Origin of the sequence: Rhizobium sp. Pop5, assembly GCF_024721175.1 — a bacterium.
Lineage (GTDB): Bacteria > Pseudomonadota > Alphaproteobacteria > Rhizobiales > Rhizobiaceae > Rhizobium.
On sequence record NZ_CP099399.1, the window covers coordinates 3124936 to 3147757 of the forward strand.

Below are 22822 nucleotides of genomic sequence, written 5' to 3' on the forward strand. Positions count from 1 at the left end.
AAACCTGTGCCAGCTATTTATAAGCATACTTATGATATCGGTAGATATATTGAGCATGCGCGGCGCACAAGAGCGTGAGCGGAAAAATCAGCAGCCGCGGTGAAAATGCCGCAGCGGCGCTCGGGGCCGCCTTGCAGCCTTCCCATCCGTGGATCAGTCCGACGCCAAAGAGTAACCGCGACGCCCCTTTGCCCTAGTTTCCAGTCGGAAATCACCTCCGCCGGAGGCGCAGGCAAACACCCACGCGAGGTCAGCAGGCTCGACAAGCAGCGCCGCAACGTCATCGGTGCGAAACGCCGCAAACTCGCCGCGATGCGCCGCGCCGACGAGATCGACGACGACGTCTTTTCACATGCTGGAACAGGAGCTTGACTGGGCCGAGCTCGCCGTTCTGCCGCCCGGCCGAGACGAGATCGTCGAAAGCTGATGCCGCTCAAAGAAGTTTCATGGATTCGAGAAAAGCAAATAATTGGCATTTGCTATTTTTCGCCGCTGCCGTTTATATCCCGTTCCATAGCGTTACGATTTTTCCATTGTGCATCGCATGCCGGCTCTCTCTTCCAAGGATTGGACGCCGGGGAAATCGCGGAAGCCCAAGGCTTTCGTTCAAAGCAGCAAGACATGACTAGCATCACTTCATCTTAAGTTCGGTGGCAGTCGCTCGGCCGCCGCGATTGGAGGGACCGATATGACTTTCGCGCTTCGACGGATATTGATGCTCGGCTGCATCGCCACGTTCATGCCCCTGGTCGCGATGGCGCAGGGCGCACCGTCCGCCCCTCCCCCTGTCACAGTCGCAAAGCCGGTGGTGCGCGATGTCATCGACAATGACGAATTCATCGGCCGCTTCCAGCCGGTCGACGAAGTCTCCGTACGTTCACGCGTCGGCGGCTATCTGCAGGAAGTCCATTTCGAGGATGGCGCGCTGGTCAAGAAGGGCGACCTGCTCTTCGTCATCGACCAGCGGCCGTTCATAACCGCGCTCAACCAGGCAAAGGCCGCGCTCGAGGCTTCGCAGTCTACCCTTGTCTTCGCCGATGCTCAGTACAAGCGCGCCCAGTCGCTCGCATCGAGCGGCAGCCAGTCCGCACAGACGCTCGACGATCGCCGCCGCGAATTTGATTCCGCCCAGGCCAATGTCCGCGGCGCCCAGGCCGCGGCCGACCGCGCAGCGCTCGACATGGAATATACCGAGATCAAAGCGCCGCTCAGCGGCCGTATCGACCGCCACCTGATCTCGACCGGCAACCTCGTGCAGGCCGACCAGACGGTACTCACCACCATCGTTTCCCTCGATCCGATCGATTTCTATTTCGACGTCGACGAGCGCCGCCTGCTGAATTTCGCCGACACCGCCCGCAAGATGGGCACGGACCTCCAGCTGGGCGGCGGCGGCGTGGACGTCTCCGTCACGATCTCCGATCCCAACGCCAAACCCTTCAAGGGAAAACTCGATTTCGCCGAGAACCGGGTCGATAATGAGAGCGGCACCATTCGCATCCGTGCCCGCCTTGCAAATCCCGATCTCGTCCTGCAGCCGGGCCTCTTCGGCCGTGTTCAGGTCGCAGCCTCCAACACCTACAAGGCCATTCTCGTCCCCGACGAAGCGATCGGTTCGGACCAGAATGAGCGCGTCGTCTATGTCGTCGCTGACGATGGCAAGGTTTCGACAAAGTCCGTGCGGCCCGGACCGCGGCTCTACGGCTATCGCGTGATCCGGGAGGGCCTCGACGGCACCGAGACGATCATCGTCAACGGCCTGATGCGCGCCCGGCCGGGTTCGAAGATCACGCCTCAGATGACCGAACTGCCGCAGGAGCGGCAGGACACTGCGCCGGAAGCCGCAAACGCGGAGACCGGACAATGAGATTTGCACATTTCTTCGTGGATCGGCCGATCTTTGCGGCCGTCATCTCGATCCTCTTTCTCGTCGTCGGCGGCATTGCCTATACGCAATTGCCGGTTTCCCAATATCCGGAGATCGCGCCGCCGACCATCGTCGTGCGCACCTCCTATCCGGGCGCCGACCCGCAGACCATCGCCGACACCGTTTCGACCCCGCTCGAACAGCAGATCAACGGCGTCGAAGACATGCTCTATATGTCTTCCTATTCCAGCGCCGACGGCGCCATGTCGCTGACCATCACCTTCAAGCTCGGTACCGATCTCGACAAGGTGCAGGTGCTTGTCCAGAACCGCGTTTCCATCGCCCTTCCCCGTCTCCCCGAAGAGGTTCAGCGGCTCGGCGTGACCACCGACAAGAGTTCGCCCGACCTGATGATGGTGGTGCACCTCCTGTCGCCGTCGCATCGCTATGACCAGCTTTACGTCTCCAACTACGCCCGCAACCGCATCCGCGACGTGCTCGTGCGCCTCGACGGCGTCGGCGACGTGCAGATCTTCGGCGAACGCCAGTATTCCATGCGCATCTGGCTGGATCCGGAAAAGCTCTCCGCCTACGGCATGACTTCAGACGATGTCGTCTCCGCCTTGAGGGACCAGAACGTCCAGGTATCGGGCGGCAAGATTGGCGCGCCGCCGGTAACCGGCAAGAACGCCTTCGAATATACAGTGCGAACGGACGGGCGCTTCTCCGACGTGCGCGAGTTCCGATATGTCATCGTCAAATCGACGGGAGCGGGCCGGCTGGTGCAACTGCAGGACGTCGCCCGCATCGAACTCGGCGCGCAGGATTACGTCACCAACAGCTACCTCAACAATGACCCCGCCGTCGCGCTCGGCATTTTCGCCAGGCCGGGAACCAATGCGCTGGATACCGCGCACCAGGTCCAGACCCTCATGAAGGAGGTTTCACAGAATTTTCCGGAGGGCCTGGAATATCGCATCGTCTACGACACGACCGAATTCATCTCGGATTCGATCAACGAGGTCTATCGGACCATCGCCGAAGCGGCGATCCTGGTGGCGATCGTCGTGCTGGTCTTCCTGCAATCCTGGCGCACCGCGATCATACCGATCGTCGCCATTCCCGTGTCGCTGATCGGTACTTTCGCCATCCTGCTCGCCTTCGGCTTTTCGCTCAACATGCTGACGCTTTTCGGCCTCGTGCTGGCGATCGGCATCGTCGTCGACGACGCAATCGTGGTGGTGGAAAACGTCGAGCGCAATCTGGCGCGCGGCATGACGCCGAAGCAGGCGTCGCACGTCACCATGGACGAGGTCGGAACCGCGGTCGTGGCGATCTCCCTGGTGCTGATTGCGGTGTTCGTGCCGACGGCCTTCATCCCTGGCATCACAGGCCAGTTCTATAGGCAGTTCGCGGTCACGATCTCGGTCACAACAGCGATATCGGCCTTGAACTCGCTGACGCTGTCGCCAGCGCTCGCCGGCATATTGCTGAGAGCCCATGATCATGAAACGAAGCGCAGGAGCATCGCGTCACGCCTGGGAACAGGTCTTGCGAACGGCTTCAACCGCGGCTTCGACCGGATGAGTGTCGGCTATTCGTGGATCGTCCGGCATCTGGTCAGCAGCTGGATCGGATTGACCTGCTCAATGCTCGCCTTCGCCTGCCTGCTCGGCGCCACCTGGTACATGGGCAACCGGGTTCCCTCGGGCTTCATCCCGACCATGGACCAGGGTTACGCGATCGTCGTCGTGCAGCTTCCCGACGGTGCCTCGCTTGCCCGTACCGACGCCGTCGTCAAGCAGGTGGGCGACATAGCCCGGACCGTGCCCGGCGTCGGCAACGCCGTGCAGTTTGCCGGCTTCAGCGGGGCGACGTTCACCAATGCCTCGAATGCAGGCGTCGTCTTCGTGCCCTTCAAATCCTTCGCCGAACGCGAGGAAGGCGGAGACAGCGCAAACAAGATCATTGGCGAGCTCTTCGGCAAGCTGCAGAGTATCCAAGAGGCCTTCATCATCGCCATCCCGCCGCCATCCGTGCGCGGCGTCGGCAATTCCGGCGGCTTCAAGATGCAGATTTCCGACCTTGAAAACGCCGATATGACGCGAGTGCTCGGCCTCGCCCGCCAGATGATGGGGGCTGCGGCCACGACCGAAGGGCTGACCGGGGTCTTCACGACCTTCTCGGACGCCAGCCCGCAATATTTCCTGTCGATCGACCGCGACAAGGCGCGCTTCCTGAATGTGCCGATCCCCAACATCTTCAACGCGCTTTCGATCAATCTCGGCGTCGCCTATGTCAACGATTTCAATGCGTTCGGCCGCGTCTACCAGGTCCGCGCCCAGGCCGACCGGCAATACCGCATGGACAGGGAAGACATTCTTGCCCTGAAGGTCCGCTCGGCGACCGGCGCGCTGGTGCCCTTAGGAACCCTGATGGACATCCAGGATTCCAGCGGCCCGGCACTCGTCCAGCGTTACAACATGTATGTCTCGGTGCCGCTTCAGGGCAATCCGACCCCAGGCACATCAACGGGCGACGCCATCAAGAAGATGGAAGCGCTGGCGGCGAAGATCCTGCCGCCGGGAACGACCTTCGAATGGACGGAACTCGCCTACCAGGAGACCCACACCGGCAATACGGCGATCTATATCTTCGCCCTGTCTGTCATTTTCGTCTTCCTGGCGCTGGCTGCTCAATATGAAAGCTGGGTTCTGCCGCTGGCGATCATTCTCATCGTGCCGCTTGCGGTGCTTGCAGCATTGATCGGGGTCTCGCTGAGAGGAATGGACAACAATGTCCTGACGCAGATCGGCCTCATCGTCCTGATCGGCCTTGCCGCCAAGAACGCCATTCTGATCGTCGAATTCGCAAGACAGGCGGAAGAGGAAGGCAAGTCGCCGGTGGAGGCGGCGATCGAGGCGAGCCATCTTCGCCTCCGCCCGATCCTGATGACGGCATTCGCCTTCATCTTCGGCGTCCTGCCGCTTGCCATCGCCACCGGCCCCGGCGCGGAGATGCGCCAGTCGCTCGGCACCGCCGTCTTTTCGGGCATGCTCGGCGTGACCCTCTTCGGCCTATTCCTGACGCCGGTCTTCTATGTCGTTCTGCGCGGCTGGCGCCGCAGCAAGCCGGCCGAAAAACCGGCGGAAGCCGTCCCCGCCGAAAGAGAAACGGTTTGAAACCGCCAAGGTCAGGTGGAAAACAGATGCACCTGGCCCTGCCAGAAACGGGCAGCGGTGAGCTTGCCGCTGCGATAGGCGCGCGTATCGAGATTGAGCCGCCGCGAGCGTATGTCGGGCTCGTCGTTCGGCGTGTGGCCGTGAACGACGAGTTTCGGCAAAGGCACCTTGCTTTCGAGAAAACGGTTGCGGATGAAGACCAGATCGTCGTCCCTCTGCGCGGCAAGCGGTAGCGTCGGATCTATGCCGGCATGCACGAACACCACATTCGGCGTGTCCAGCATGATCGGCATCGCCCGCATGAAATCGATATGCGTGTGCGGCAGCGACTGGCGGATGAAGGCGTCGAGCTTCGCGCCGGAGGGGAAGACCAGCGGCAGATGCTCCGGATCGAGGCCATAGGATTTGAGCAGCTCGGCCGATCCCATGCCCATCCAGTCGTCATAGGAGACCCAGCCGTCGATATAGTCGAGCATGGTGTTTTCATGATTGCCGGCAAGGCAGATGCGATCGAAGCCCTCGGGCGGCGGCTCCATGAGGTGGGAAATGACCTGCGCCGATTCCGGGCCGCGATCGATATAGTCGCCGAGCGTCACGATCAGCTTGCGCCCCGGCAGCCGCGCGCCGTCGCGCAGGATCGCCTCCTCGGCTTTCAAAAGCAGGTCGTACCGGCCGTGAATATCGCCGATCGCATAGGTCGGGATCTCGGCAATATCAAGCGTCAGACGCGGTCTCGGCTGGCGCCCCATTTTCCAGACCTCGCTGTTGCGGGCGAGAGAGTCGCTCATCATGTTTCTCGATTGGATTGACCCTAATTGACCTTAAGTAGAGTGGGGGACCAGGCAATCAAGCTGGTAGGAAAATTCAAAGGACACGAGGTTTGTAGAAAAACCGGCCTTACCATCTGAGCGCCAATCCCCCACTCCTGTAATGGTCGAGGAAAGAGTGACCGATGGGAACGGTATCGCAGTTTCATGACAGCCTGAGGCCTCCCGCTCACCGTATCGAAAGCGAAGAGGAGGCGATATCGACGGCCCGCGACCTCGCAGCCGCGTTCCGGCGGCAGGCGAGCGAACGCGATATCAACCGCATCTTGCCCCATACGGAACTCGACGCGCTGTCGGTGTCGGGGCTGACGGCAATCACGACTCCGCCCGAGTACCAGGGACTCGATGTGTCGAATACCCTGCTCGCCGAAATCGTTGCGATCGTCGCCGAGGGCGATGCCTCGATCGGCGAGGTATTGGAAAACCATTTCAGCGTGCTTGAGACGCTTCGCGCACAGGCCCCCGAGGCTCTGAAGGCGTCGCTGTTTGCCCGCGTACTGCTTGGCGATCGTTTCGCTGCCACCGTCTTTACCGAGGGAACTGAATTGACGGCGGAAGGCCCGGGCTATCGCCTGAGCGGGCGCACACGGCAGGCGCCCGGCATTCTCTTCGCCGACTGGATCGCGGCTACCGCCACCGCTCCGCCGAACCATTCCGTGACGCTCTACCTTGCAAGCGGCGATGACAGCGTGCAGGCGATCGATGATTGGGACGGTTTCGGCCAGCGTACGAACGGATCGGCGACGGGCATCGTCGGCAAGCTTCATGTCGATGCCGATGCGATTGCGCCTTCCCCCTCCTCCGCATATCCGACCGGCATTTCGCTCGGTCTGCTGCTCAAGGCCGGCGTCAGCCTCGGCATTGCCAGGGCCGCATGGACCGACCTGATGACGGTGATCGGCGATCGCACCACCGTCCTTGCCAAGCTCGGCGAGCAGGCGATCCGCATCGAAACGGCGGCGGCAGCCTTGGAGCGGGCTGGCCGCAAGCTCGACATCGCTCAGGTCAATCCCGTGGAGGCTGCAATGGCGGACGCGCATTTCTCCGCTTCGGCGGCCGCGATCCTCGCCGGGGAAACGGCGCTCGGCACCGCAAATGCGCTGTTCGAACTTGCAGGGGAACGATCCGCCGGCATCGGGCTCAATCTCGATCGCCATTGGCGCAATGCCCGCATCCACGCGCTGTCGCTGCCGCGGGATCAACTGATGCGTGCCGCCGGCAGATATATGTCTGCGCCCGGCGCAGCCTGAGGCACGCCAGTAGAGGGTGGAAGCTCAGCTGGCGGCGGAGATCGGGAATTCTTCATTCTCGCCCTCGATGCGGCCGTTATCGGCAACGAACTGCTCCAGGGTCATATTGTCGAGAATGGCGGCGATCGCATCGCGAACATCGGTCATCGAGCGCCGCACCTGACAGGTTTCCGGATCGGCGCAGTCGTCGCAGGCCTCGTATGCCGTGCGGCTGGCGCAGCGGATCGGCGCCAGGGGGCCGTCCAGCGTGCGGATGACATGGCCGATGCGGATCTCGGAGGCCGGCCGCGACAGGGAATATCCGCCGCCCGGCCCCTTTTTCGAGCGCAGGATGCCGACATTGCGCAGCTCGAGCAGGATCGTGTCGAGAAACTTCTTCGGGATATTGTTGCGGGCTGCGACGTCATTGATGAAGGCGGTTTCACCGGGCGCGAGCCGCGCCAGATCGACCAGTGCCTTCAGCCCGTATTTTCCCTTTTTCGTCAGCATCGTCGTCGCCTTGTGGAATCGCAGTATTCATCCCGCCCAATAGCAGGCAAATAGCGCCAAAAGCGTGAACATACAACAAAATAGCTATTATTTATAGCTTATATTGGTAACCAGCCGAAATCAGATCGTTTTCAGCATGCCGCCATCGACGAAATAGGTCGAGCCGATGCAATAACTTGCCCGCTCCGAGCTTAGGAAAACGAATACATTCGCCAATTCCTCAGGCGTGCCGAAGCGTTTGGAGGCGGCGTGTTCGTTGGCGACGGCCTGCAGATAGCCTTCCCAGTTCCCGCCGGTCTCGGCCGTCAGCTGCTTGGCGGTCTTGATCCAGTCGGGCGTCAGGATCAGGCCGGCATTGACGCAGTTGACGCGGATATTGTCCTGGATGAGCTCGGTCGAAAGTGTCTTCGAAAACATCATCAGCGCCGACTTGCTGACGTTGTAGATCGGCTCGTACCAGAGCGGCTGGACGGCGCAGATCGAGGCATTGTGCAGGATCACACCGCCGCCGCGTTTCTTCATCTGCGGCGCGATGCCCCGCGCAAGCCGCACAGCGGCCATCACATGCAGGTCCCAGTAAGCCTGCCACTTCTCGTCTGGCGCCTCCATGACGGTCTCGTTCGATCCGGTGCCGGCATTGTTGATGAGTATATCGGCGCCGCCCTTTTCGGCCGCCGCCGCAATGATCGCCTCCGTTCCCTCAACCGTCGCAACGTCGGCGACGACGGCGGTGGCGCTGACGCCATATTTCTCGGCAATGCGGGCGGCTTCCGCCTCCAGCCGTTCGCCGCCGCGCGCCGCCAGCACCAGGTCGACGCCCTCGGCCGCCAGCCCTTCGGCGATCGCCAGCCCGATGCCGACCGACGCGCCCGTTATGACGGCGATCTTTCCCTTCAATCCCAGATCCATATCTTCCTCCCGAAGCAGCCGGCGACCCCGGCGATATGGCGAGTGTTCCGCCAATGAATCCGGGCGTCAAGCACAAGAACGCCTCTTGCGGCAGGCTCCGTTCTGTCGCAGCCTGCATTCACCTTGGGAGGAGTTTTCATGCGACGTTATTCCGCCTGCATAGAATGGCTGTTTGCTAAAGAGGGCGACAGCTTTGCCGATCGCATCCGCCGCGCTCATGCCGGCGGCCTGACGGCGGTAGAATTCTGGCGCTGGACCGACAAGGATCTGGAGGCCATCGAGGCGGTGCTCGGGGAAACCGGTCTTGTCGTCACCAGCCTCGTCGCCGAGCCGATGATCGCGCTGACCGACGCCACCAACCGGCAGGCCTGGCTTGCAGGCCTTGCCGAATCCGTTGCCGTCGCCAGACGTCTCGGCGCACCCGTGCTGATTGCCCAGGCTGGCGACGATCTCCCAGGCTTCACCCGCGAGGAGCAGCGCCTGGCGCTCACCGAAACACTGAAATCAGGCGCCGATATCCTTGAAGGCAGCGGCGTGCGCCTCGGCGTCGAGCCGCTCAACATCCGCATCGACCATATCGGCTACTTCCTCGACTCGACCCGAGAAGGCCTCGACATCGTCGACGACATCGCCCGCCCCGAGATCGGCATCGTCTACGACATCTACCATTCTGCCGTGATGGACGAACGCACCGAAGACGTGCTGGCCGGCCGTCTCGACCGTGTTTTCCACGTCCATGTCGCCGATCACCCCGGCCGCAACGAACCGAGTTCCGGAGGCATCGATCTCGCCCACCGCCTCAACTGGATCTTCGCCAACGGCTATGACGGCGCCGTCGGCCTCGAATACCGGCCGACCGGATCCGGCGCCGACGCGGTCAGGGCAGCGATCGCCTCACTTGGCGGCTAGAGCCTTTCCGCGAAGACTTCAAGCTCAGGGTCGAGTTCGACCTCGACCACATTGTTGAACACGGCGGTCGCCAGCATGATGCCGGCAAAAGCAACGAGATCGACAAGTGTCTTGGTGTCGTAACGCTCCTTCAGTCTCGCCCAGAGCTCGGCCGGAACGGCGTTGGATTCGGCGACGATCGCCTTGCCGAAGGCGTCTAGCAGCACTTCCACCTCGGAAAACTCCAGCGCGTCGGGATCGAACCCTTTGTTGATCAACGCCCGGCGAAAGAAGGTGATTGCAATCTTTGATTTTGCTGCCTTCGAGATCGCATGCGAGAAGATCCAGATCTCGCGGTCGCTGATCTGAGGATCGAGTTCGGCCCGCAACGTAAACCATTCGGCATAGATGCGATGGGCAACCGGCGAATGTAAAAGCGTCCGCTTCATATTGGTCATCCGCCCGCGCAGCCTGATTTCTTCATCATGCGCCGCACGGATCTCTTCAGAGGCGTCGGCGTAGTCGATCTGCGGAAGGTGGCTCATCGGACCGGTACTTTCCTTTTTGTGCAGGGGCATAGCGGCAAATCCGCTTGGCCGCCGTGCAGCTCCCGCCTAGACTGACCAAATCGAAGGCGGAGGCAAGACATGAGTGACCACGAGCATCATCACGTCGACTGGCGCGAACATGGCGTCAAGGTCATTCCCGGCAATTCGCTCGATCCGAACACAGCACAGACGCCGGGCATGAACCGCGCGACCGCAATCAACAATGCGCGCGCCGGCGCCGAAAAGATCTGGGCCGGCACGGTGACGATCCATGCCAATGCCAAGACCGGCGCCCATCATCACGGCGATCTCGAAAGCATCATCTACGTGGTCAAGGGCAAGGCCCGCATGCGCTGGGGCGAGCATCTGGAATATACCGCCGAGGCCGGCCCCGGCGATTTCATTTACGTCCCGCCCTTCGTGCCCCACCAGGAGATCAATGCCAGCCGCGACGAGACGCTGGAATGCGTGCTCGTCCGTTCAGGCCAGGAACCTGTCGTCGTCAACCTCGATATCGAGCCTGTCGAGAAGCCCGAAGACGTCCCCTGGATCGACCCGATCCATCGCTGATCCAAGCATCGCGCCCGTCAGGCGTGAACGGCGCCGGCGCTGACCATCGCGGGGTTCTCGATGATCCGGCCGGTGTCGGCGGCATAGAGGTGGATCGCATTGTGATCGATCGCAATGCCGATGGGGTCGCCCGATTTTACGGTGACGGCTTCGGTCAGCGCCACGGCAAAAGGCAGCCCATCGAAATCGGCGTGAACGACGCGGCTCGCGCCAAGCTCTTCGATGAAATCGGCCGTCGCCACCAATGCGCCGGGCGCATCCGGCGCCACCAGCCGGGCGGCTTCGGCGCGCATGCCAAGCACGACGCGTTTGCCCTTCAGCGGTGCGGCACGTTCGCGCGGCAGCGGGATCTTGCGGCTCTGATCGTAGACGAAGACGCCTTCGTCGTTGATCGTGCCTTCCAGCAGGTTCATTGCCGGCGTGCCGACGAAACCGGCGACGAAGCGCGAGACCGGATGATGATAGACCTCTTCCGGCGTGCCAACCTGTTCGACCCTGCCGCCGTTCATCACCACCAGCCGGTCGGCCAGCGTCATCGCCTCGGTCTGGTCGTGCGTCACGAAGATCGAGGTGGCGCCGAGGCGGCGGTGCAGGCGGCGGATTTCGGCGCGCATGGCGATGCGCAGCTTGGCGTCGAGGTTCGACAGCGGCTCGTCAAAGAGGAACACCTTCGGCTCGCGGATCATCGCGCGGCCCATGGCGACACGCTGGCGCTGACCGCCGGAAAGGGCCGCCGGCCGGCGTTCGAGGAACGGTTCGAGGCTCAGCGCCTTGGCGACCTCGCTGATGCGCCGGGCGCGCTCCGCCTTCGCAACGCCGGCTACCTTCAATGCGTAGCCGATATTCTCGGCGACGGTCATGTGCGGATAAAGCGCGTAGTTCTGGAACACCATGGCGCAGCCGCGCTCGCGCGGCTCCAGCTGGTTGACGACGCGCCCGTCAATGGCGATTTCGCCGCCGCTGATTTCCTCGAGGCCAGCGATCATGCGCAGCAGCGTGGACTTGCCGCAGCCGGACGGGCCGAGGATGACGATGAATTCGCCGGATTGGATTTCGAGATCGACGCCGTGAACAACGGGATTCTTGCCGTAGTTCTTCTTCACATCGCGGATTGAGATCGGTGCCAAAGGACTACTCCTTCACTTCTCGGTGGAGATAAGGCCGCGCACGAACCAGCGCTGCATCAGAATGACGAGCACCAGTGGCGGCAACATGATGATAAGGGTTCCGGCCATGGCGACGTTCCAGTCGGGCAGGCCGAATTCGGACGGGATGAGGGTCTTGAGCTGCGTCACCGCAATGCCGAATTTCGGATCGGTGGTGATCAAAAGCGGCCAGAGATACTGGTTCCAGGCCCAGACGAACATGATGGTGAACAGCGCGATCATGTTCGGGCGCGAAAGCGGCAGCAGAATGTCCCAGAAGAACCGAACCGCGCCCGACCCGTCCATCTTCGAGGCCTCGGCAAGTTCGTCAGGAACCGTCAGGTAGAACTGCCGGTAAAGGAAGGTGCCAGTTGCCGTCGCGACCAGCGGCAGAACGAGACCGGGATAGGAATTCAAGAGCCCCCATTCGAGCTTGATCTGGATGCCGGTGACCTGCTGAACGAGCCAGCTTATGCCGGTGAAGTCGAGGATCGTCTGGAACGGCTGCAGCGCATTGGCCGCGATCGAATAGGTCGGCACGATGCGGACCTCCAGCGGCAGCATCAGCGTGATGAAGATGATCCAGAAAATCACATGCCGGCCGCGGAAACGGAAGTAGACGATCGAGAAGGCGGCCATCGCGGAAAGGATGACCTTGCCGGCGCCGACGGCCGTGGCGAAGATGATGCTGTGGAACAGCTTGTTGCCGAGATCGGCGCGAACCCAGGCGGTCTGTATGTTTTCCCAGAAATGCGAGCCCGGGGTGAGCGGCAGCGGCACGCGATTGACCGTCTCGAGATCGAGGGTCGACGCGATGATGACGATGACGAAAGGCAGAAGCGCGATCACCATGCCGAGGGCCAGAAGCGTGTAGCAGATGAAGTTGAATATCGGCGTGCGTTCGATCATGTCCGCGACCTCACTTGTAATGCACGCGCCGCTCGATGAAGCGGAACTGGAAGATGGTGAGTAGGATGACGAGCAGCATCAGGATAATGGATTGCGCAGCGGCGCCCGAATAGTCGAGCCCTCTGAAGCCGTCGAAATAGATCTTGTAGACCATGAGCTCGGTGGCGCGGGCCGGGCCGCCCTGCGTCATGACGTCGACGATACCGAAGGAATCCTGGAAGCTTTCGGTGATGTTGATGACGAGCAGGAAGAACAGCGTCGGCGTCAGCAGCGGCAGCTGAATATCCCAGATACGGCGCATCGGCCCCGAGCCGTCCATGGCGGCGGCTTCGATCAACGAGCGCGGAATGCCCTGAAGAGCCGAGAGGAAGAAGATGAAGTTATAGCCGATATATTTCCAGGAAAAGGCGATGATGACAGCGATCATCGCGTCCTTGCCGTCGAGCGCGGGGTTCCAGAGGCCTGGCCAGATGTGGTTGATGACCGAGAGAAGGCCGGCCTCCGGCGCCAGGATGAAGCGGAAAGCGAGACCGAGGGCGGGAGCGGCGATCGCGTAAGGCCAGATGAAGACCGACCGGTAGATTTTGTGGCCGCGCAATTCGCGGTCCGTCAAAAGCGCCAGAATGAGCGCCAGTCCCATGGCGATGGCGGTCGAACTGAAGCCGAAAACCATGCTGCGGGTAACCGACTCCCAATAGATCGGATCGCCGAGCAGCTGTTTGAAATTGTCGAAACCGACCCAGGCGTTGCCGCCGCCCCATGGCTGCTCGAGCGTGAATGCCCAATACAGCGCTTGCGCGCTCGGCCAATAGAAGAAGACGAAAATCAGCAGCAGCATCGGAAATGCGAAGAGCAATCCGATCGTCGTCGAGGAGAAAGTGACGCGCTTTTCCATGAGTGGTCGTTTTCGTCCGGATTTTGTTTAGGCGCGGTCGGCGAGTTCGCCTCCGCAGCCGGTAGGGAGTGTACAAAGAGACACCCGGCTCGCGCAATGCGGGCCGGGTGCGGCTCATGTCAGTCGATCAGGGAAGCTGAACGTTCTTGTAGGTCTGCTGGAAGCGGCGCAGGAGCTGGTTGCCGCGTTCGGCAGCACCGTCGAGCGAAGCCTGAACATCAGCGTTGTTGACGAAGATCGCCTGCAGGCTGTTGGCGATTTCGGTGCGAACCTGCAGCAGGCCGCCGAGGCGGATACCGTGCGGAGCAGTGTCGCCAGCAGGCGATGCGGTCAGGCTCTGAATGGCGAGTTCGCGGCCGGCATAAGGGGCCTTGTCGTAGAAGCCCTGCTTCTTCAGATATTCGAAGCCGGAGTTACGAACCGGGATATAGCCGGTGACGGTCGACCAGGTCAGAGCTTCTTCCGGCTTGGCGATGAAATTGAAGAAGGCAGCCGCAGCCTTGTATTCGGCGTCGGTGTGGCCCTTCAGAACCCAGAGCGAAGCGCCGCCGACGAAAGAGCTGTGACGGGTGGCGTCGCCATAGGTCGGGAGCATCGAAACGCCCCAGTTCATGCCCTGCTTGGCGGTACGACCGATGTTGCCATGGTCGCCGACCGAGGTCAGGATGACCTGGCAATCGCCGGCAGCGAAGGCTTCGACGAAGGTCTGGCCGACGGTCTTGTTCTTGATGACGGCAAGCTTGTTGTCGTACCAGGACTTGAGGTCCTTGATGTAGCTGACGAGAAGCGGGTTCTTGTTGAACACCAGCTCGGCGTCGAGACCTTCGAAGCCGTTCTTCTTCGTGGCGATCGCCTCGCCGTTGACGGCTTCGAACTGCTCGATGTACTGCCAGACTTCGTTGTTGGAGATGTCGAAGGCGAGCGGGCAAGCGTAGCCGGCGTCCTTCAGAGCCTTGAAGTCTTCACCGGCTTCCTTCCAGGTGGCCGGGGCATGGTCCTTGCCGATCTTGGCGAAGGCGTCCTTGTTCCAATAGAGCAGAGCGGTCGACGAGTTGAAGGGGAAGGAATACATCTCGCCCTTGGACGTCGCATAGTAGTTTGCGATGCCGGAGAAGTAATCTTTCCAGTCGACGTTATAGCCCGTGTCGGCCATCAGCTTGTTTGCCGGGTAGTAAGCGCCGGAGAGCATGATGTCGAGCGTGCCGGCGTCGGAAACCTGGGCGATGGTCGGCTGCTTGCCGGCGCGGAAGGCTGCAATCGTGTTCTGCAGGGAAGCGTCGTAGCTGCCCTGGCTGGTGCAGACGACTTCGTAATCGGACTGCGACTGGTTGAAGCGATCGCACTGTTCCTGGACACGCTTTGCGATGTCACCGGAATTGCCGAACCAGAAGTCAATCTTGGTCTTATCGGCGGCGGCAGCGGGACCGGCAAGAAACGCTGTAGCGAGAAGGGCGCCAACGGCGCCGAGAAGCTTGGCTTGCATGAGAACCTCGAACGTAAAATGGACGCGCACTTTCAGCGCACGCCCTATTAGCTGGTCCAAATTGCCACGGCCAATGAATATTACATGACATGAAATGTTCGAATGCTAGTCGTCACAAAACTGACATGCAATCGTTATTCCCCATGTCACGAGAAATATTCGAAGAAGCTTTGCAAGTCCTTCAAATATACTTCTATTCCCATGGACCCCCAGCCAAAGAAACGCAGTTTCAGAAAATACATAATATTTACTTATATTGCAACAGAGTGCCTTTATTGGCGCGCACATCGCGACGAAACTTTCCGAAAACATCCCCATTTTTGCCGTTGCACTGCTGTGCAACGCCCGGTTTCAGCCAAAAATCAGAGAGAGTCCTTCAAAATTGCAGCAAAACGCGGGTCGAATGCGCGACTGATCGGTCCGGCGGCGGCGCCGAGCGCCACCGACCAGGGGTCGGCCATGCCGGGTTGCAGGCGGGGCAGCATCCGGCCGCGCCGTTCGGCGATAGAGGGCAGCAACGGGCCGATCGCCGCAATCAACCTCTTCACCAGCGCCTCCGGCGCGCTGCCGCAGAGGATCACCGTCTGCGGATCGAAGACCGTTTCGATGAGATGGATACTCCAGCGCAGGTCCGCCGCCGCCGCTTCGATCCAGGCCCGGATGATTTGATCGTTCCTGGAGATAAGTTCGTCGATGCGAGCATGAAGAGCGGGGTCGGCAGGATCGGCCGAAAGATGCTGGTAGAGCGAAGCGAGCGAGGCGCGATGTTCGAGCGGCGTCGATTTGCCGTCGGCAAATAGCAGCGCCATGCCGATCTCGCCGGCATTGCCGTTGGCGCCGCCGTAGAGTTCTCCGTTCAGAATGAGACCGGCGCCGATGCCGTAGCCGACGAAGAGACAGACAGCATGGTCGAGACCATGGGCGGCTCCGACCATACGCTCGGCAGTCGCGGCTGCCGCCGCGTCATTCTGTAGGCCGACATCGAGCCCGCTGCCGGCGGCCAGCGTTTCCAAAAGCGGAAACTTCTGCCACGCCTCCATCATCCACGGATCGTCACCGCTGCCGGCGACCCCGAAGGGTCCGGGCATGGCGGCGCCGAGGCCGACGAGCCGTTTTTCCGACTGCTGGACGACCTTGGCAAGCTTCGAACGCACGCCGGCGACGAGATCGAGGATGACCTTCACTCCCGTCGAGGGACCTCCGGGCGGTAGACCAGCCTGATCACGCACGAGAACGCTGCCGACGAGATCGACGGCAACCGCCCGCGTCACGTGCCGGTCGATCTGCAGGCCGATCGCAAAGGCGCCTTCGGGCACGAGCCCGTAGGGCGTCGAGGGCTGGCCCCTGCCCTTCTTCACCGCGTCCCTCGAACCGACGAGTCCGTCGCGCTCGAGCTCTTCGATGATATTGGACACCGTCTGCTTGGTCAGCCGCGTCGCCCGCGCCAGATCGGCGCGAGAGAGCGCACCGTTGATCCGCAGGGCATCGATCATCACGCGCCGGTTATGCGCGCTGGTGCCTTCATGGTTGGTGCCGCTCTTGGCCCGGATCGGGCGACTGTCATTCATGTGCGATTGCCTCTTGACTCCATTAGAATGTTGAAGAACTATTAAGTCAATACATTTGACTTAATAAGGGACCAGAGAGTCCCAGGGAACGCAGGAAGCCCGGCGAGGCCTCCGACGACGCTCCGAGATGATGGACCGGCACGTTCTCAATGCGTGTCTTCTCGAACACCGATGGCGGCGAAGCCCGCCCTCGGCCAGGCGTAAATGTCAAAAACTGGAGGCTGCAATGCTGAAATCTTTTAACAAGACACTTCTGGGCGCGGCTTTGATCGGCGCGTCCCTTGCACCGCATGCTTTCGCCGAAACGACGCTGAACGCGCTTTTCATGGCACAGGCCGCTTACAGCGAGGCCGATGTGCGCGCCATGACCGACGCCTTCGCCAAGGCGAACCCTGATATCAAGGTCAATCTCGAATTCGTCCCCTATGAAGGCTTGCACGACAAGACCGTGCTGGCGCAGGGTTCCGGCGGCGGTTACGACGTCGTTCTCTTCGACGTCATCTGGCCGGCCGAATACGCCACCAACAAGGTGCTGGTCGACGTCTCCTCCCGTATCACGGACGACATGAAGAAGGGCGTGCTGCCGGGCGCCTGGACCACCGTGCAGTATGACGGCAAATATTACGGCATGCCGTGGATCCTCGATACCAAATACCTGTTTTACAACAAGGAAATCCTCGAAAAGGCCGGCATCAAAAACCCGCCGAAGACCTGGGACGAACTGACCGAACAGGCAAAGGCGATCAAGGATAAGGGTCTGCTCGCCACGCCGATCGCCTGGAGCTGGTCGCAGGCCGAAGCGGCGATCTGCGACTACACCACCCTCGTCAGCGCCTATGGCGGCGATTTCCTCAAGGACGGCAAGCCGGCCTTCCAGAGCGGCGGCGGCCTCGATGCGCTGAAATACATGGTCTCCAGCTATACGTCAGGGCTGACGAACCCGAACTCCAAGGAATTCCTGGAAGAGGACGTCCGCAAGGTCTTCGAAAACGGTGATGCCGCCTTCGCTTTGAATTGGACCTACATGTACAACATGGCCAACGACCCGAAGGACAGCAAGATCGCCGGCAAGGTCGGCGTCGTGCCGGCGCCGGGCGTCGCCGGCAAGAGCGAGGCTTCGGCCGTCAACGGCTCGATGGGCCTCGGCATCACTTCCGCCAGCCAGCACCCCGACGAGGCCTGGAAATACATCGCCTTCATGACCTCGCAGGCGACGCAGAATGCCTATGCCAAGCTCAGCCTGCCGATCTGGGCCTCCTCCTATGAGGACCCTGCCGTTACCAAGGGCCAGGAAGAGCTGATCTTGGCCGCCAAGGTCGGCCTGGCCGCCATGTATCCGCGCCCGACGACGCCGAAATATCAGGAGCTTTCGACCGCCCTTCAGCAGGCGATCCAGGAATCGCTGCTCGGCCAGTCCTCTCCCGAGGACGCTCTGAAGTCGGCCGCCGAAAACAGCGGCCTCTGAGCGCGGATTGAAACCCCGGGCGGCCCTGCCGCCCGGTCCCAAACCTATGAATGAAGAAGGGGCGCCTCGATGTCGGGCACTTGGCTGACAACCCGCGCGTGGCTTTTGATGCTGCCGCTTCTCGTGGTGATGATCTCGGTCATCGGCTGGCCGCTGATCGATACGGTCGGCCTCTCCTTCACTGATGCCAAGCTCGTGGGCACTCAAGGAAGCTTCGTCGGCATCGACAATTACGCAAAGATGATCTCCGGTTCGAATTTCCAGCGAACGCTCGTCACCACCGCCTGGTTCGCAATCGTCTCGGTCGCCGCCGAAATGGTGATCGGCGTCCTCGCCGCCCTCCTGCTGAACCAGCAGTTTCGTGGCCGCACCGCGCTTCGCGCCCTGATGATCCTGCCCTGGGCGCTGCCGACTGTCGTCAACGCCACGCTCTGGCGGCTGATCTACAATCCGGAATACGGCGCGCTGAACGCCGCGCTGACGCAGCTCGGCCTGCTCGATGCCTATCGCTCCTGGCTCGGCGAACCGGGCACGGCGCTCGCCGCCCTCATCGTCGCCGACTGCTGGAAGAATTTCCCGCTGGTGGCGCTGATTGCGCTCGCCGCACTCCAGGCCGTGCCGCGCGACATCACCGCCGCCTCGCTGGTCGACGGCGCCGGTCCATTCGCCCGCTTCCGCTTCGTCATCCTGCCCTATCTCGCCGGCCCGCTGATGGTGGCGCTCGTGCTGCGCACGATCGAAGCCTTCAAGGTGTTCGACATCATCTGGGTCATGACCCGCGGCGGGCCGGCCAACAGCACCCGCACGCTTTCGATCCTGGTCTATCAGGAAGCCTTCTCCTTCCAGCGCGCGGGCTCTGGCGCATCGCTCGCCTTGATCGTCACGCTACTGGTGACGCTGCTTGCCGCCGGCTACGCCGCGCTCGTGCGCAAGACCGCCGGGAGTGCCGCCTGATGGAACGCCAGAGCCCGCTCTTTTCCGCTTTCATTCACCTCTCGGCGCTGCTGCTCGCCGCCGTCATCCTGGCGCCGATCCTGTGGCTCTTCATCATGAGCATTTCGCCGGCCGCCGATCTTGCCGCAAAGCCGCTGCGCTGGTGGCCGCAGGCGGTCGATTTTTCACGATACCAGGTGCTGCTTTCGAGGCTCGAAAACAGCGCCGGCGCCGCCTTCACCTCCTCGCTGAGCAACAGCATCGAAGTGGCGGGCATGGCGACGATTGCCGCCATCGCACTCGCCGTTCCGGCCGGCTGGGCCGTATCGCGCACGCCTTCTGTCGGGTGGTCGCTGTCGATGGTGATCGCAACCTATATGTTGCCGCCGGTGGCGCTCGCTGTGCCGCTCTATATGGGCCTCTCCCATCTCGGCATGCTGAATAACGTCTTCGGCCTTGCCCTCGTCTATCTCACCATTCTCGCGCCCTTCACCACCTGGCTGATGAAATCAGGCTTCGATTCCATCCCCCGCGAGATCGAATCCGCCGCGATGATCGACGGCGCCGGGCTGTTCCAGACGCTCCGGATCATCACGCTGCCGCTCGCCGCCCCCGTCGTCGCAACGTCAAGCCTCTTTGCATTCCTGCTTGCCTGGGATGAATTCTTCTACGCGCTGCTCTTCACATCGGACCAGCGCGCCAAGACGCTGACCGTCGCCATTGCCGATCTCGCCGGCGGCCGCGTTTCCGATTACGGACTGATCGCCACGGCAGGCGTGCTCGCCGCCCTGCCCCCGGTGCTGATCGGTCTCGTCATGCAACGCGCCCTGATTTCGGGGCTAACCAGCGGCGGCGTCAAAGGATGAACATGACCACAGAAAGAAACCGGCCCGCCGGACTTGCGGCGATCGACCGCGAAATGGCCCGTCAGCACGCCGATGCGATCGCCTCCTATGAAGCGGCCGAACCGATGGCAGCCACAGCCGCCGCCTCGCTAGAGAAGACCGGCCGCCTGCTCCTGATCGGCATGGGCGGTTCGCATGCCGTCAACCGCGCCGTCGAGCCGCTCTACCGCGCGCTCGGCATCGACGCCGTCGCCCTGCCGCTCTCCGAGCAGCTCGGCCAGCCGCTGCCGATTGACGGCAGGACGATCTTCGTCACCTCGCAATCCGGGGAAAGCGCCGAAGTCCTGCGCTGGTTCAACGAAACCGGCGGCACGGCGGATACCTTCGGCCTGACGCTCGAAGCCGGCTCTTTCCTGGCGCGAACCGCTCCATCGCTGGTGGGCAGCGGCGGCACCGAGCTCGCCTTTGCCGCCACTCGCAGCCTGACGGTGACTTTCGCCCTGCATCTCGCAATCCTTTCCGCCCTCGGCGAAGATCCGGCCGCCGCACTTGCCGTCCTCGAGAACCCCGAAGACCAGGACATCACAGCCGCGCTCGCCGCACTGGAAAACGTCGCGACCGTCGTCACCTCCGGCCGCCGTCTGCAGGGTGTTGCCGAAGCATTGGCGCTCGGATTGACAGAGCTGTCGCGCCGTCCCTGCTTTTCCCTCGAAGGCGGCCAGCTCCGCCATGGCCCGATGGAGATGCTGGGACCGGAGATCGGCGTCGTGCTGTTCCGCAGCCTCGATGAGACAGCCGGCCTCGTCACCGTTATGGCGACCTCCGCCGTCGAGACCGGCGCCCCCGTCGTCCTGTTCGACGCATCCGGGCAACCGCCGGTCGCCGGTGCGGTGACGATCCGTTTTACCCCGGCAACGGGCCTTGCCGCGATCTTCGCCATGCTGCCGATCGCCCAGCGTCTGATGATCGCCTTTGCCGATGCCCGCGTCGAGAATGCCGGAACGCCTGTTCGATCCACCAAGATTACCCGGAGCGAATGAATGCGGCCGCTTGCAGTCATCGGCAACGTCAATGTCGACCTCATCCTCGGACCGGCCGCCCCCTGGCCGAAGGCCGGCACCGAAATCATCGTCGATCATGACGAACTCAGGGTCGGCGGATCTGCCGGCAACAGCGCGCTCGCCTGGCAGGCCCTCGGCGTCGACTTCGAGATCGCCGCCAATATCGGCAGCGACCAGTTCGGCCGATGGCTGGCCGAAGCTTTCGGCCACCGGTCCGAGAAATGGCCGATGCGCCCCGAGAAAACGACACTCTCGGTCGGCATCACCCATCCGGACGGCGAACGTACCTTCTTCACGACGACGGGTCATCTGCCGCGCTTCAGCCTCGCCGATGTCTTCGCCGTCCTCGACGGCGAAATGCTTCGCGGCGGTTACGCGCTTCTCTGCGGCGGTTTCCTGACCAACGACCTGGCAAAGGAGTACGACGCCTTGTTCGACTGGGCCGACCGCCACGAGATCACTGTCGCGCTCGACACCGGTTGGCCGCTCGACGGCTGGACGGAAGAGAATTGCGCGGCGACACGTGCCTGGCTTTCCCGCAGCCGCATTGCGCTGCTGAACGAGGTCGAGACGACGACGCTGGCCGGCATCGCCGATCCGATCGAGGCCGCCCGTGAGATCAGGTCGCATATGCCGGAGGGTGCAACCGTCATCGTCAAGCGCGGCCCGGAAGGCGCCATTGCGATCGGCCCGGACGACCTGCTGGCGTCCGTGGCCGCACCCGTCGTCAAGGTCGTCGATACGATCGGCGCCGGCGATGTCTTCAACGCCGCCTTCCTCGCCGCGCTCGCGGACGGCAAGCCTCTGGCTTCCTGCCTGACCTCGGGAACCGAAGTTGCCTCGCGCGCCATCTCCACCCTTCCCCGCAACTATGGCCCGCCATCTTCCGAGGAGCCCATGCGATGAGCGCGCTCGAAATCCAGAACATCCGCAAGACCTACGGCGAGGTCGAGACGCTGAAAGGCATCGACATCTCGCTGGAAAGCGGCGAGTTCCTCGTGCTGCTCGGCTCCTCCGGCTGCGGCAAGTCCACGCTCCTGAACATCATCGCCGGCCTTGCCGAGGCAACGAGCGGCGATGTCAGGATCGGCGGGCGCTCGGTGCTCGGCGTGCATCCGAAGGACCGCGATATCGCAATGGTCTTCCAATCCTACGCGCTTTATCCCAATCTCTCGGTGCACCGGAACATCGGCTTCGGCCTGGAAATGCGTAGAGTTCCGCCACCCGAGCGCGACCGGGCTGTGCGTGACGCCGCAAAACTCCTGCAGATTGAAAACCTCCTCGACCGCAAGCCGAGCCAGCTTTCCGGCGGCCAGCGCCAGCGCGTCGCCATCGGCCGCGCGCTGGTGCGCAAGCCGGAGGTGTTCCTGTTCGACGAACCGCTCTCCAATCTCGACGCCAAGCTGCGCATGGAGATGCGCACAGAGATCAAGCGGTTGCATCAGATGCTGAAGACCACAATCGTCTACGTCACCCACGACCAGATCGAGGCGATGACGCTTGCCAGCCGCATCGCCGTCATGCGCGACGGCCGCATCGAACAGCTGGGCACACCGGAAGAGATCTACAACCATCCAGCAACGCTCTATGTCGCGACCTTCGTCGGCGCGCCGCCGATGAACCTGCTGAAGGTGACGGTGCGTGACGGCCGCCTGGCGCTTTCAGACGCCGGCGCGAGCCTGCCTCTACCCGCCCGTTTCGGAGAGGCCGGCAACGGCCGCGATCTCATCCTCGGCATTCGCCCGGAGGCGCTTCGCCTGGACGGCGCCGGCCCTGCGATCGAGGCGATCCCGGAAGTCGCCGAACTCACTGGACCGGAACTCGTCCTCACCGCCCTTGCGGGAAACCAGCGCCTGATGGCCTGCCTGCCGCCGCGCACCCCGGTTCGCGACAACAAAAAGCTCACCCTCTTCTTCGACGAGGAGGCGATGCATCTCTTCGATCCTCAAACGGGGCTTAGTTGTCTCCACGAGCGATAAGGCAGGCAA

The 22822-nt window shown here is 62.2% G+C and carries 20 protein-coding genes and 1 pseudogene; 12 read left to right on the forward strand and 9 right to left on the reverse strand.

The annotated features are described in order from the left end of the window. Positions 1–231 precede the first annotated feature (231 nt). From NE852_RS17700 to NE852_RS17710, 3 genes and pseudogenes are all read left to right on the forward strand, one after another. Positions 232–427 (forward strand): annotated as a pseudogene (locus NE852_RS17700) (sodium:proton antiporter); the annotation flags it as partial. A 261-nt stretch (positions 428–688) separates the two neighbouring features. Next, on the forward strand, positions 689–1867 hold the full coding sequence (locus NE852_RS17705; RefSeq protein ID WP_008534795.1) for an efflux RND transporter periplasmic adaptor subunit: 1179 nt from the start codon (positions 689–691) through the stop codon (positions 1865–1867). Further along, positions 1864–5049, forward strand: a complete 3186-nt coding sequence (locus NE852_RS17710) for an efflux RND transporter permease subunit (RefSeq protein ID WP_258155887.1) — start codon at positions 1864–1866, stop codon at positions 5047–5049. Before NE852_RS17705 ends, NE852_RS17710 begins: the two co-directional genes overlap by 4 nt. A gap of 11 nt (positions 5050–5060) precedes the next feature. Here NE852_RS17710 and NE852_RS17715 read toward each other — a convergent pair whose 3' ends face one another. Next, the gene (locus NE852_RS17715; protein WP_205621994.1) at positions 5061–5837 is read right to left on the reverse strand and encodes a metallophosphoesterase family protein; all 777 of its coding nucleotides are present in this window, start codon (positions 5835–5837) and stop codon (positions 5061–5063) included. Positions 5838–6001: 164 nt separating this feature from the next. On the opposite strand from NE852_RS17715, the gene NE852_RS17720 reads away from it, so the two are divergent. After that, positions 6002–7126 (forward strand): acyl-CoA dehydrogenase family protein, encoded by a 1125-nt coding sequence (locus NE852_RS17720; protein ID WP_008534815.1) that lies wholly within the window; start codon positions 6002–6004, stop codon positions 7124–7126. 24 nt (positions 7127–7150) lie between these two features. Here the strand turns inward: NE852_RS17720 and NE852_RS17725 are convergent, their stop codons facing one another. Together NE852_RS17725 and NE852_RS17730 are read right to left on the reverse strand one after the other, a co-directional pair. Further along, the gene (locus tag NE852_RS17725) at positions 7151–7615 is read right to left on the reverse strand and encodes an Rrf2 family transcriptional regulator (RefSeq protein WP_008534818.1); all 465 of its coding nucleotides are present in this window, start codon (positions 7613–7615) and stop codon (positions 7151–7153) included. A gap of 120 nt (positions 7616–7735) precedes the next feature. After that, entirely contained in the window at positions 7736–8524 is a 789-nt protein-coding gene (locus NE852_RS17730) for an SDR family NAD(P)-dependent oxidoreductase (RefSeq protein WP_008534820.1), read from the reverse strand. 138 nt (positions 8525–8662) lie between these two features. Here NE852_RS17730 and NE852_RS17735 point away from each other — a divergent pair, with 138 nt between their 5' ends. Then, the gene (locus tag NE852_RS17735) at positions 8663–9433 is read left to right on the forward strand and encodes a TIM barrel protein (protein WP_008534822.1); all 771 of its coding nucleotides are present in this window, start codon (positions 8663–8665) and stop codon (positions 9431–9433) included. Here the strand turns inward: NE852_RS17735 and NE852_RS17740 are convergent. Further along, positions 9430–9957 (reverse strand): hypothetical protein, encoded by a 528-nt coding sequence (locus tag NE852_RS17740; protein ID WP_008534824.1) that lies wholly within the window; start codon positions 9955–9957, stop codon positions 9430–9432. The two genes, NE852_RS17735 and NE852_RS17740, sit on opposite strands and share 4 nt — an antisense overlap. Positions 9958–10059: 102 nt before the next feature. On the opposite strand from NE852_RS17740, the gene NE852_RS17745 reads away from it, so the two are divergent. Then, entirely contained in the window at positions 10060–10530 is a 471-nt protein-coding gene (locus NE852_RS17745; RefSeq protein WP_008534826.1) for a cupin domain-containing protein, read from the forward strand. A 17-nt stretch (positions 10531–10547) separates the two neighbouring features. Here the strand turns inward: NE852_RS17745 and NE852_RS17750 are convergent, their stop codons facing one another. The 5 genes from NE852_RS17750 to NE852_RS17770 all read right to left on the reverse strand — a co-directional run bounded on the left by NE852_RS17750 (position 10548) and on the right by NE852_RS17770 (position 16530). Continuing rightward, a complete protein-coding gene (locus NE852_RS17750) occupies positions 10548–11657 on the reverse strand; it encodes a sn-glycerol-3-phosphate import ATP-binding protein UgpC (RefSeq protein WP_008534828.1) in 1110 nt (369 codons plus the stop codon). A gap of 12 nt (positions 11658–11669) precedes the next feature. Then, on the reverse strand, positions 11670–12584 hold the full coding sequence (locus NE852_RS17755; protein ID WP_258155888.1) for an ABC transporter permease subunit: 915 nt from the start codon (positions 12582–12584) through the stop codon (positions 11670–11672). A gap of 10 nt (positions 12585–12594) precedes the next feature. Continuing rightward, on the reverse strand, positions 12595–13479 hold the full coding sequence (locus NE852_RS17760; protein WP_008534844.1) for a carbohydrate ABC transporter permease: 885 nt from the start codon (positions 13477–13479) through the stop codon (positions 12595–12597). A 127-nt stretch (positions 13480–13606) separates the two neighbouring features. Beyond that, the gene (locus tag NE852_RS17765) at positions 13607–14962 is read right to left on the reverse strand and encodes an extracellular solute-binding protein (protein WP_008534846.1); all 1356 of its coding nucleotides are present in this window, start codon (positions 14960–14962) and stop codon (positions 13607–13609) included. A 362-nt stretch (positions 14963–15324) separates the two neighbouring features. Continuing rightward, the gene (locus NE852_RS17770) at positions 15325–16530 is read right to left on the reverse strand and encodes an ROK family transcriptional regulator (RefSeq protein WP_258155889.1); all 1206 of its coding nucleotides are present in this window, start codon (positions 16528–16530) and stop codon (positions 15325–15327) included. Positions 16531–16756: 226 nt separating this feature from the next. Here NE852_RS17770 and NE852_RS17775 point away from each other — a divergent pair, with 226 nt between their 5' ends. The 6 genes from NE852_RS17775 to NE852_RS17800 all read left to right on the forward strand — a co-directional run bounded on the left by NE852_RS17775 (position 16757) and on the right by NE852_RS17800 (position 22813). Beyond that, positions 16757–17995: an extracellular solute-binding protein gene (locus tag NE852_RS17775; RefSeq protein WP_258155890.1), complete on the forward strand. Its 1239-nt coding sequence runs from the start codon at positions 16757–16759 to the stop codon at positions 17993–17995. Positions 17996–18064: 69 nt separating this feature from the next. Continuing rightward, the gene (locus NE852_RS17780) at positions 18065–18949 is read left to right on the forward strand and encodes a carbohydrate ABC transporter permease (protein WP_008534870.1); all 885 of its coding nucleotides are present in this window, start codon (positions 18065–18067) and stop codon (positions 18947–18949) included. After that, positions 18949–19794, forward strand: coding sequence for a carbohydrate ABC transporter permease (locus NE852_RS17785; protein ID WP_258155891.1), 846 nt, complete (start codon positions 18949–18951; stop codon positions 19792–19794). Before NE852_RS17780 ends, NE852_RS17785 begins: the two co-directional genes overlap by 1 nt. Beyond that, positions 19791–20813: an SIS domain-containing protein gene (locus tag NE852_RS17790; protein ID WP_037175025.1), complete on the forward strand. Its 1023-nt coding sequence runs from the start codon at positions 19791–19793 to the stop codon at positions 20811–20813. The genes NE852_RS17785 and NE852_RS17790 overlap by 4 nt, the downstream gene beginning before the upstream one ends. Then, positions 20814–21740, forward strand: coding sequence for a PfkB family carbohydrate kinase (locus NE852_RS17795; protein WP_008534884.1), 927 nt, complete (start codon positions 20814–20816; stop codon positions 21738–21740). After that, positions 21737–22813 carry an ABC transporter ATP-binding protein gene (locus tag NE852_RS17800; protein ID WP_008534886.1) on the forward strand — a complete coding sequence of 359 codons (1077 nt, stop codon included), beginning with the start codon at positions 21737–21739 and terminating at the stop codon, positions 22811–22813. Before NE852_RS17795 ends, NE852_RS17800 begins: the two co-directional genes overlap by 4 nt. The last annotated feature ends 9 nt before the right edge of the window (positions 22814–22822 follow it).

Excerpts from the sequence above, each read along its gene's own strand:
- NE852_RS17705 (WP_008534795.1), top strand. The coding sequence starts at position 689 with ATGACTTTCGCGCTTCGACGGATATTGATGCTCGGCTGCATCGCCACG.
- NE852_RS17710 (WP_258155887.1), top strand. The coding sequence starts at position 1,864 with ATGAGATTTGCACATTTCTTCGTGGATCGGCCGATCTTTGCGGCCGTC.
- NE852_RS17715 (WP_205621994.1), bottom strand. The coding sequence starts at position 5,837 with ATGAGCGACTCTCTCGCCCGCAACAGCGAGGTCTGGAAAATGGGGCGC.
- NE852_RS17720 (WP_008534815.1), top strand. The coding sequence starts at position 6,002 with ATGGGAACGGTATCGCAGTTTCATGACAGCCTGAGGCCTCCCGCTCAC.
- NE852_RS17725 (WP_008534818.1), bottom strand. The coding sequence starts at position 7,615 with ATGCTGACGAAAAAGGGAAAATACGGGCTGAAGGCACTGGTCGATCTG.
- NE852_RS17730 (WP_008534820.1), bottom strand. The coding sequence starts at position 8,524 with ATGGATCTGGGATTGAAGGGAAAGATCGCCGTCATAACGGGCGCGTCG.
- NE852_RS17735 (WP_008534822.1), top strand. The coding sequence starts at position 8,663 with ATGCGACGTTATTCCGCCTGCATAGAATGGCTGTTTGCTAAAGAGGGC.
- NE852_RS17740 (WP_008534824.1), bottom strand. The coding sequence starts at position 9,957 with ATGAGCCACCTTCCGCAGATCGACTACGCCGACGCCTCTGAAGAGATC.
- NE852_RS17745 (WP_008534826.1), top strand. The coding sequence starts at position 10,060 with ATGAGTGACCACGAGCATCATCACGTCGACTGGCGCGAACATGGCGTC.
- NE852_RS17755 (WP_258155888.1), bottom strand. The coding sequence starts at position 12,584 with ATGATCGAACGCACGCCGATATTCAACTTCATCTGCTACACGCTTCTG.
- NE852_RS17760 (WP_008534844.1), bottom strand. The coding sequence starts at position 13,479 with ATGGAAAAGCGCGTCACTTTCTCCTCGACGACGATCGGATTGCTCTTC.
- NE852_RS17765 (WP_008534846.1), bottom strand. The coding sequence starts at position 14,962 with ATGCAAGCCAAGCTTCTCGGCGCCGTTGGCGCCCTTCTCGCTACAGCG.
- NE852_RS17770 (WP_258155889.1), bottom strand. The coding sequence starts at position 16,530 with ATGAATGACAGTCGCCCGATCCGGGCCAAGAGCGGCACCAACCATGAA.
- NE852_RS17775 (WP_258155890.1), top strand. The coding sequence starts at position 16,757 with ATGCTGAAATCTTTTAACAAGACACTTCTGGGCGCGGCTTTGATCGGC.
- NE852_RS17780 (WP_008534870.1), top strand. The coding sequence starts at position 18,065 with ATGTCGGGCACTTGGCTGACAACCCGCGCGTGGCTTTTGATGCTGCCG.
- NE852_RS17785 (WP_258155891.1), top strand. The coding sequence starts at position 18,949 with ATGGAACGCCAGAGCCCGCTCTTTTCCGCTTTCATTCACCTCTCGGCG.
- NE852_RS17790 (WP_037175025.1), top strand. The coding sequence starts at position 19,791 with ATGAACATGACCACAGAAAGAAACCGGCCCGCCGGACTTGCGGCGATC.
- NE852_RS17795 (WP_008534884.1), top strand. The coding sequence starts at position 20,814 with ATGCGGCCGCTTGCAGTCATCGGCAACGTCAATGTCGACCTCATCCTC.
- NE852_RS17800 (WP_008534886.1), top strand. The coding sequence starts at position 21,737 with ATGAGCGCGCTCGAAATCCAGAACATCCGCAAGACCTACGGCGAGGTC.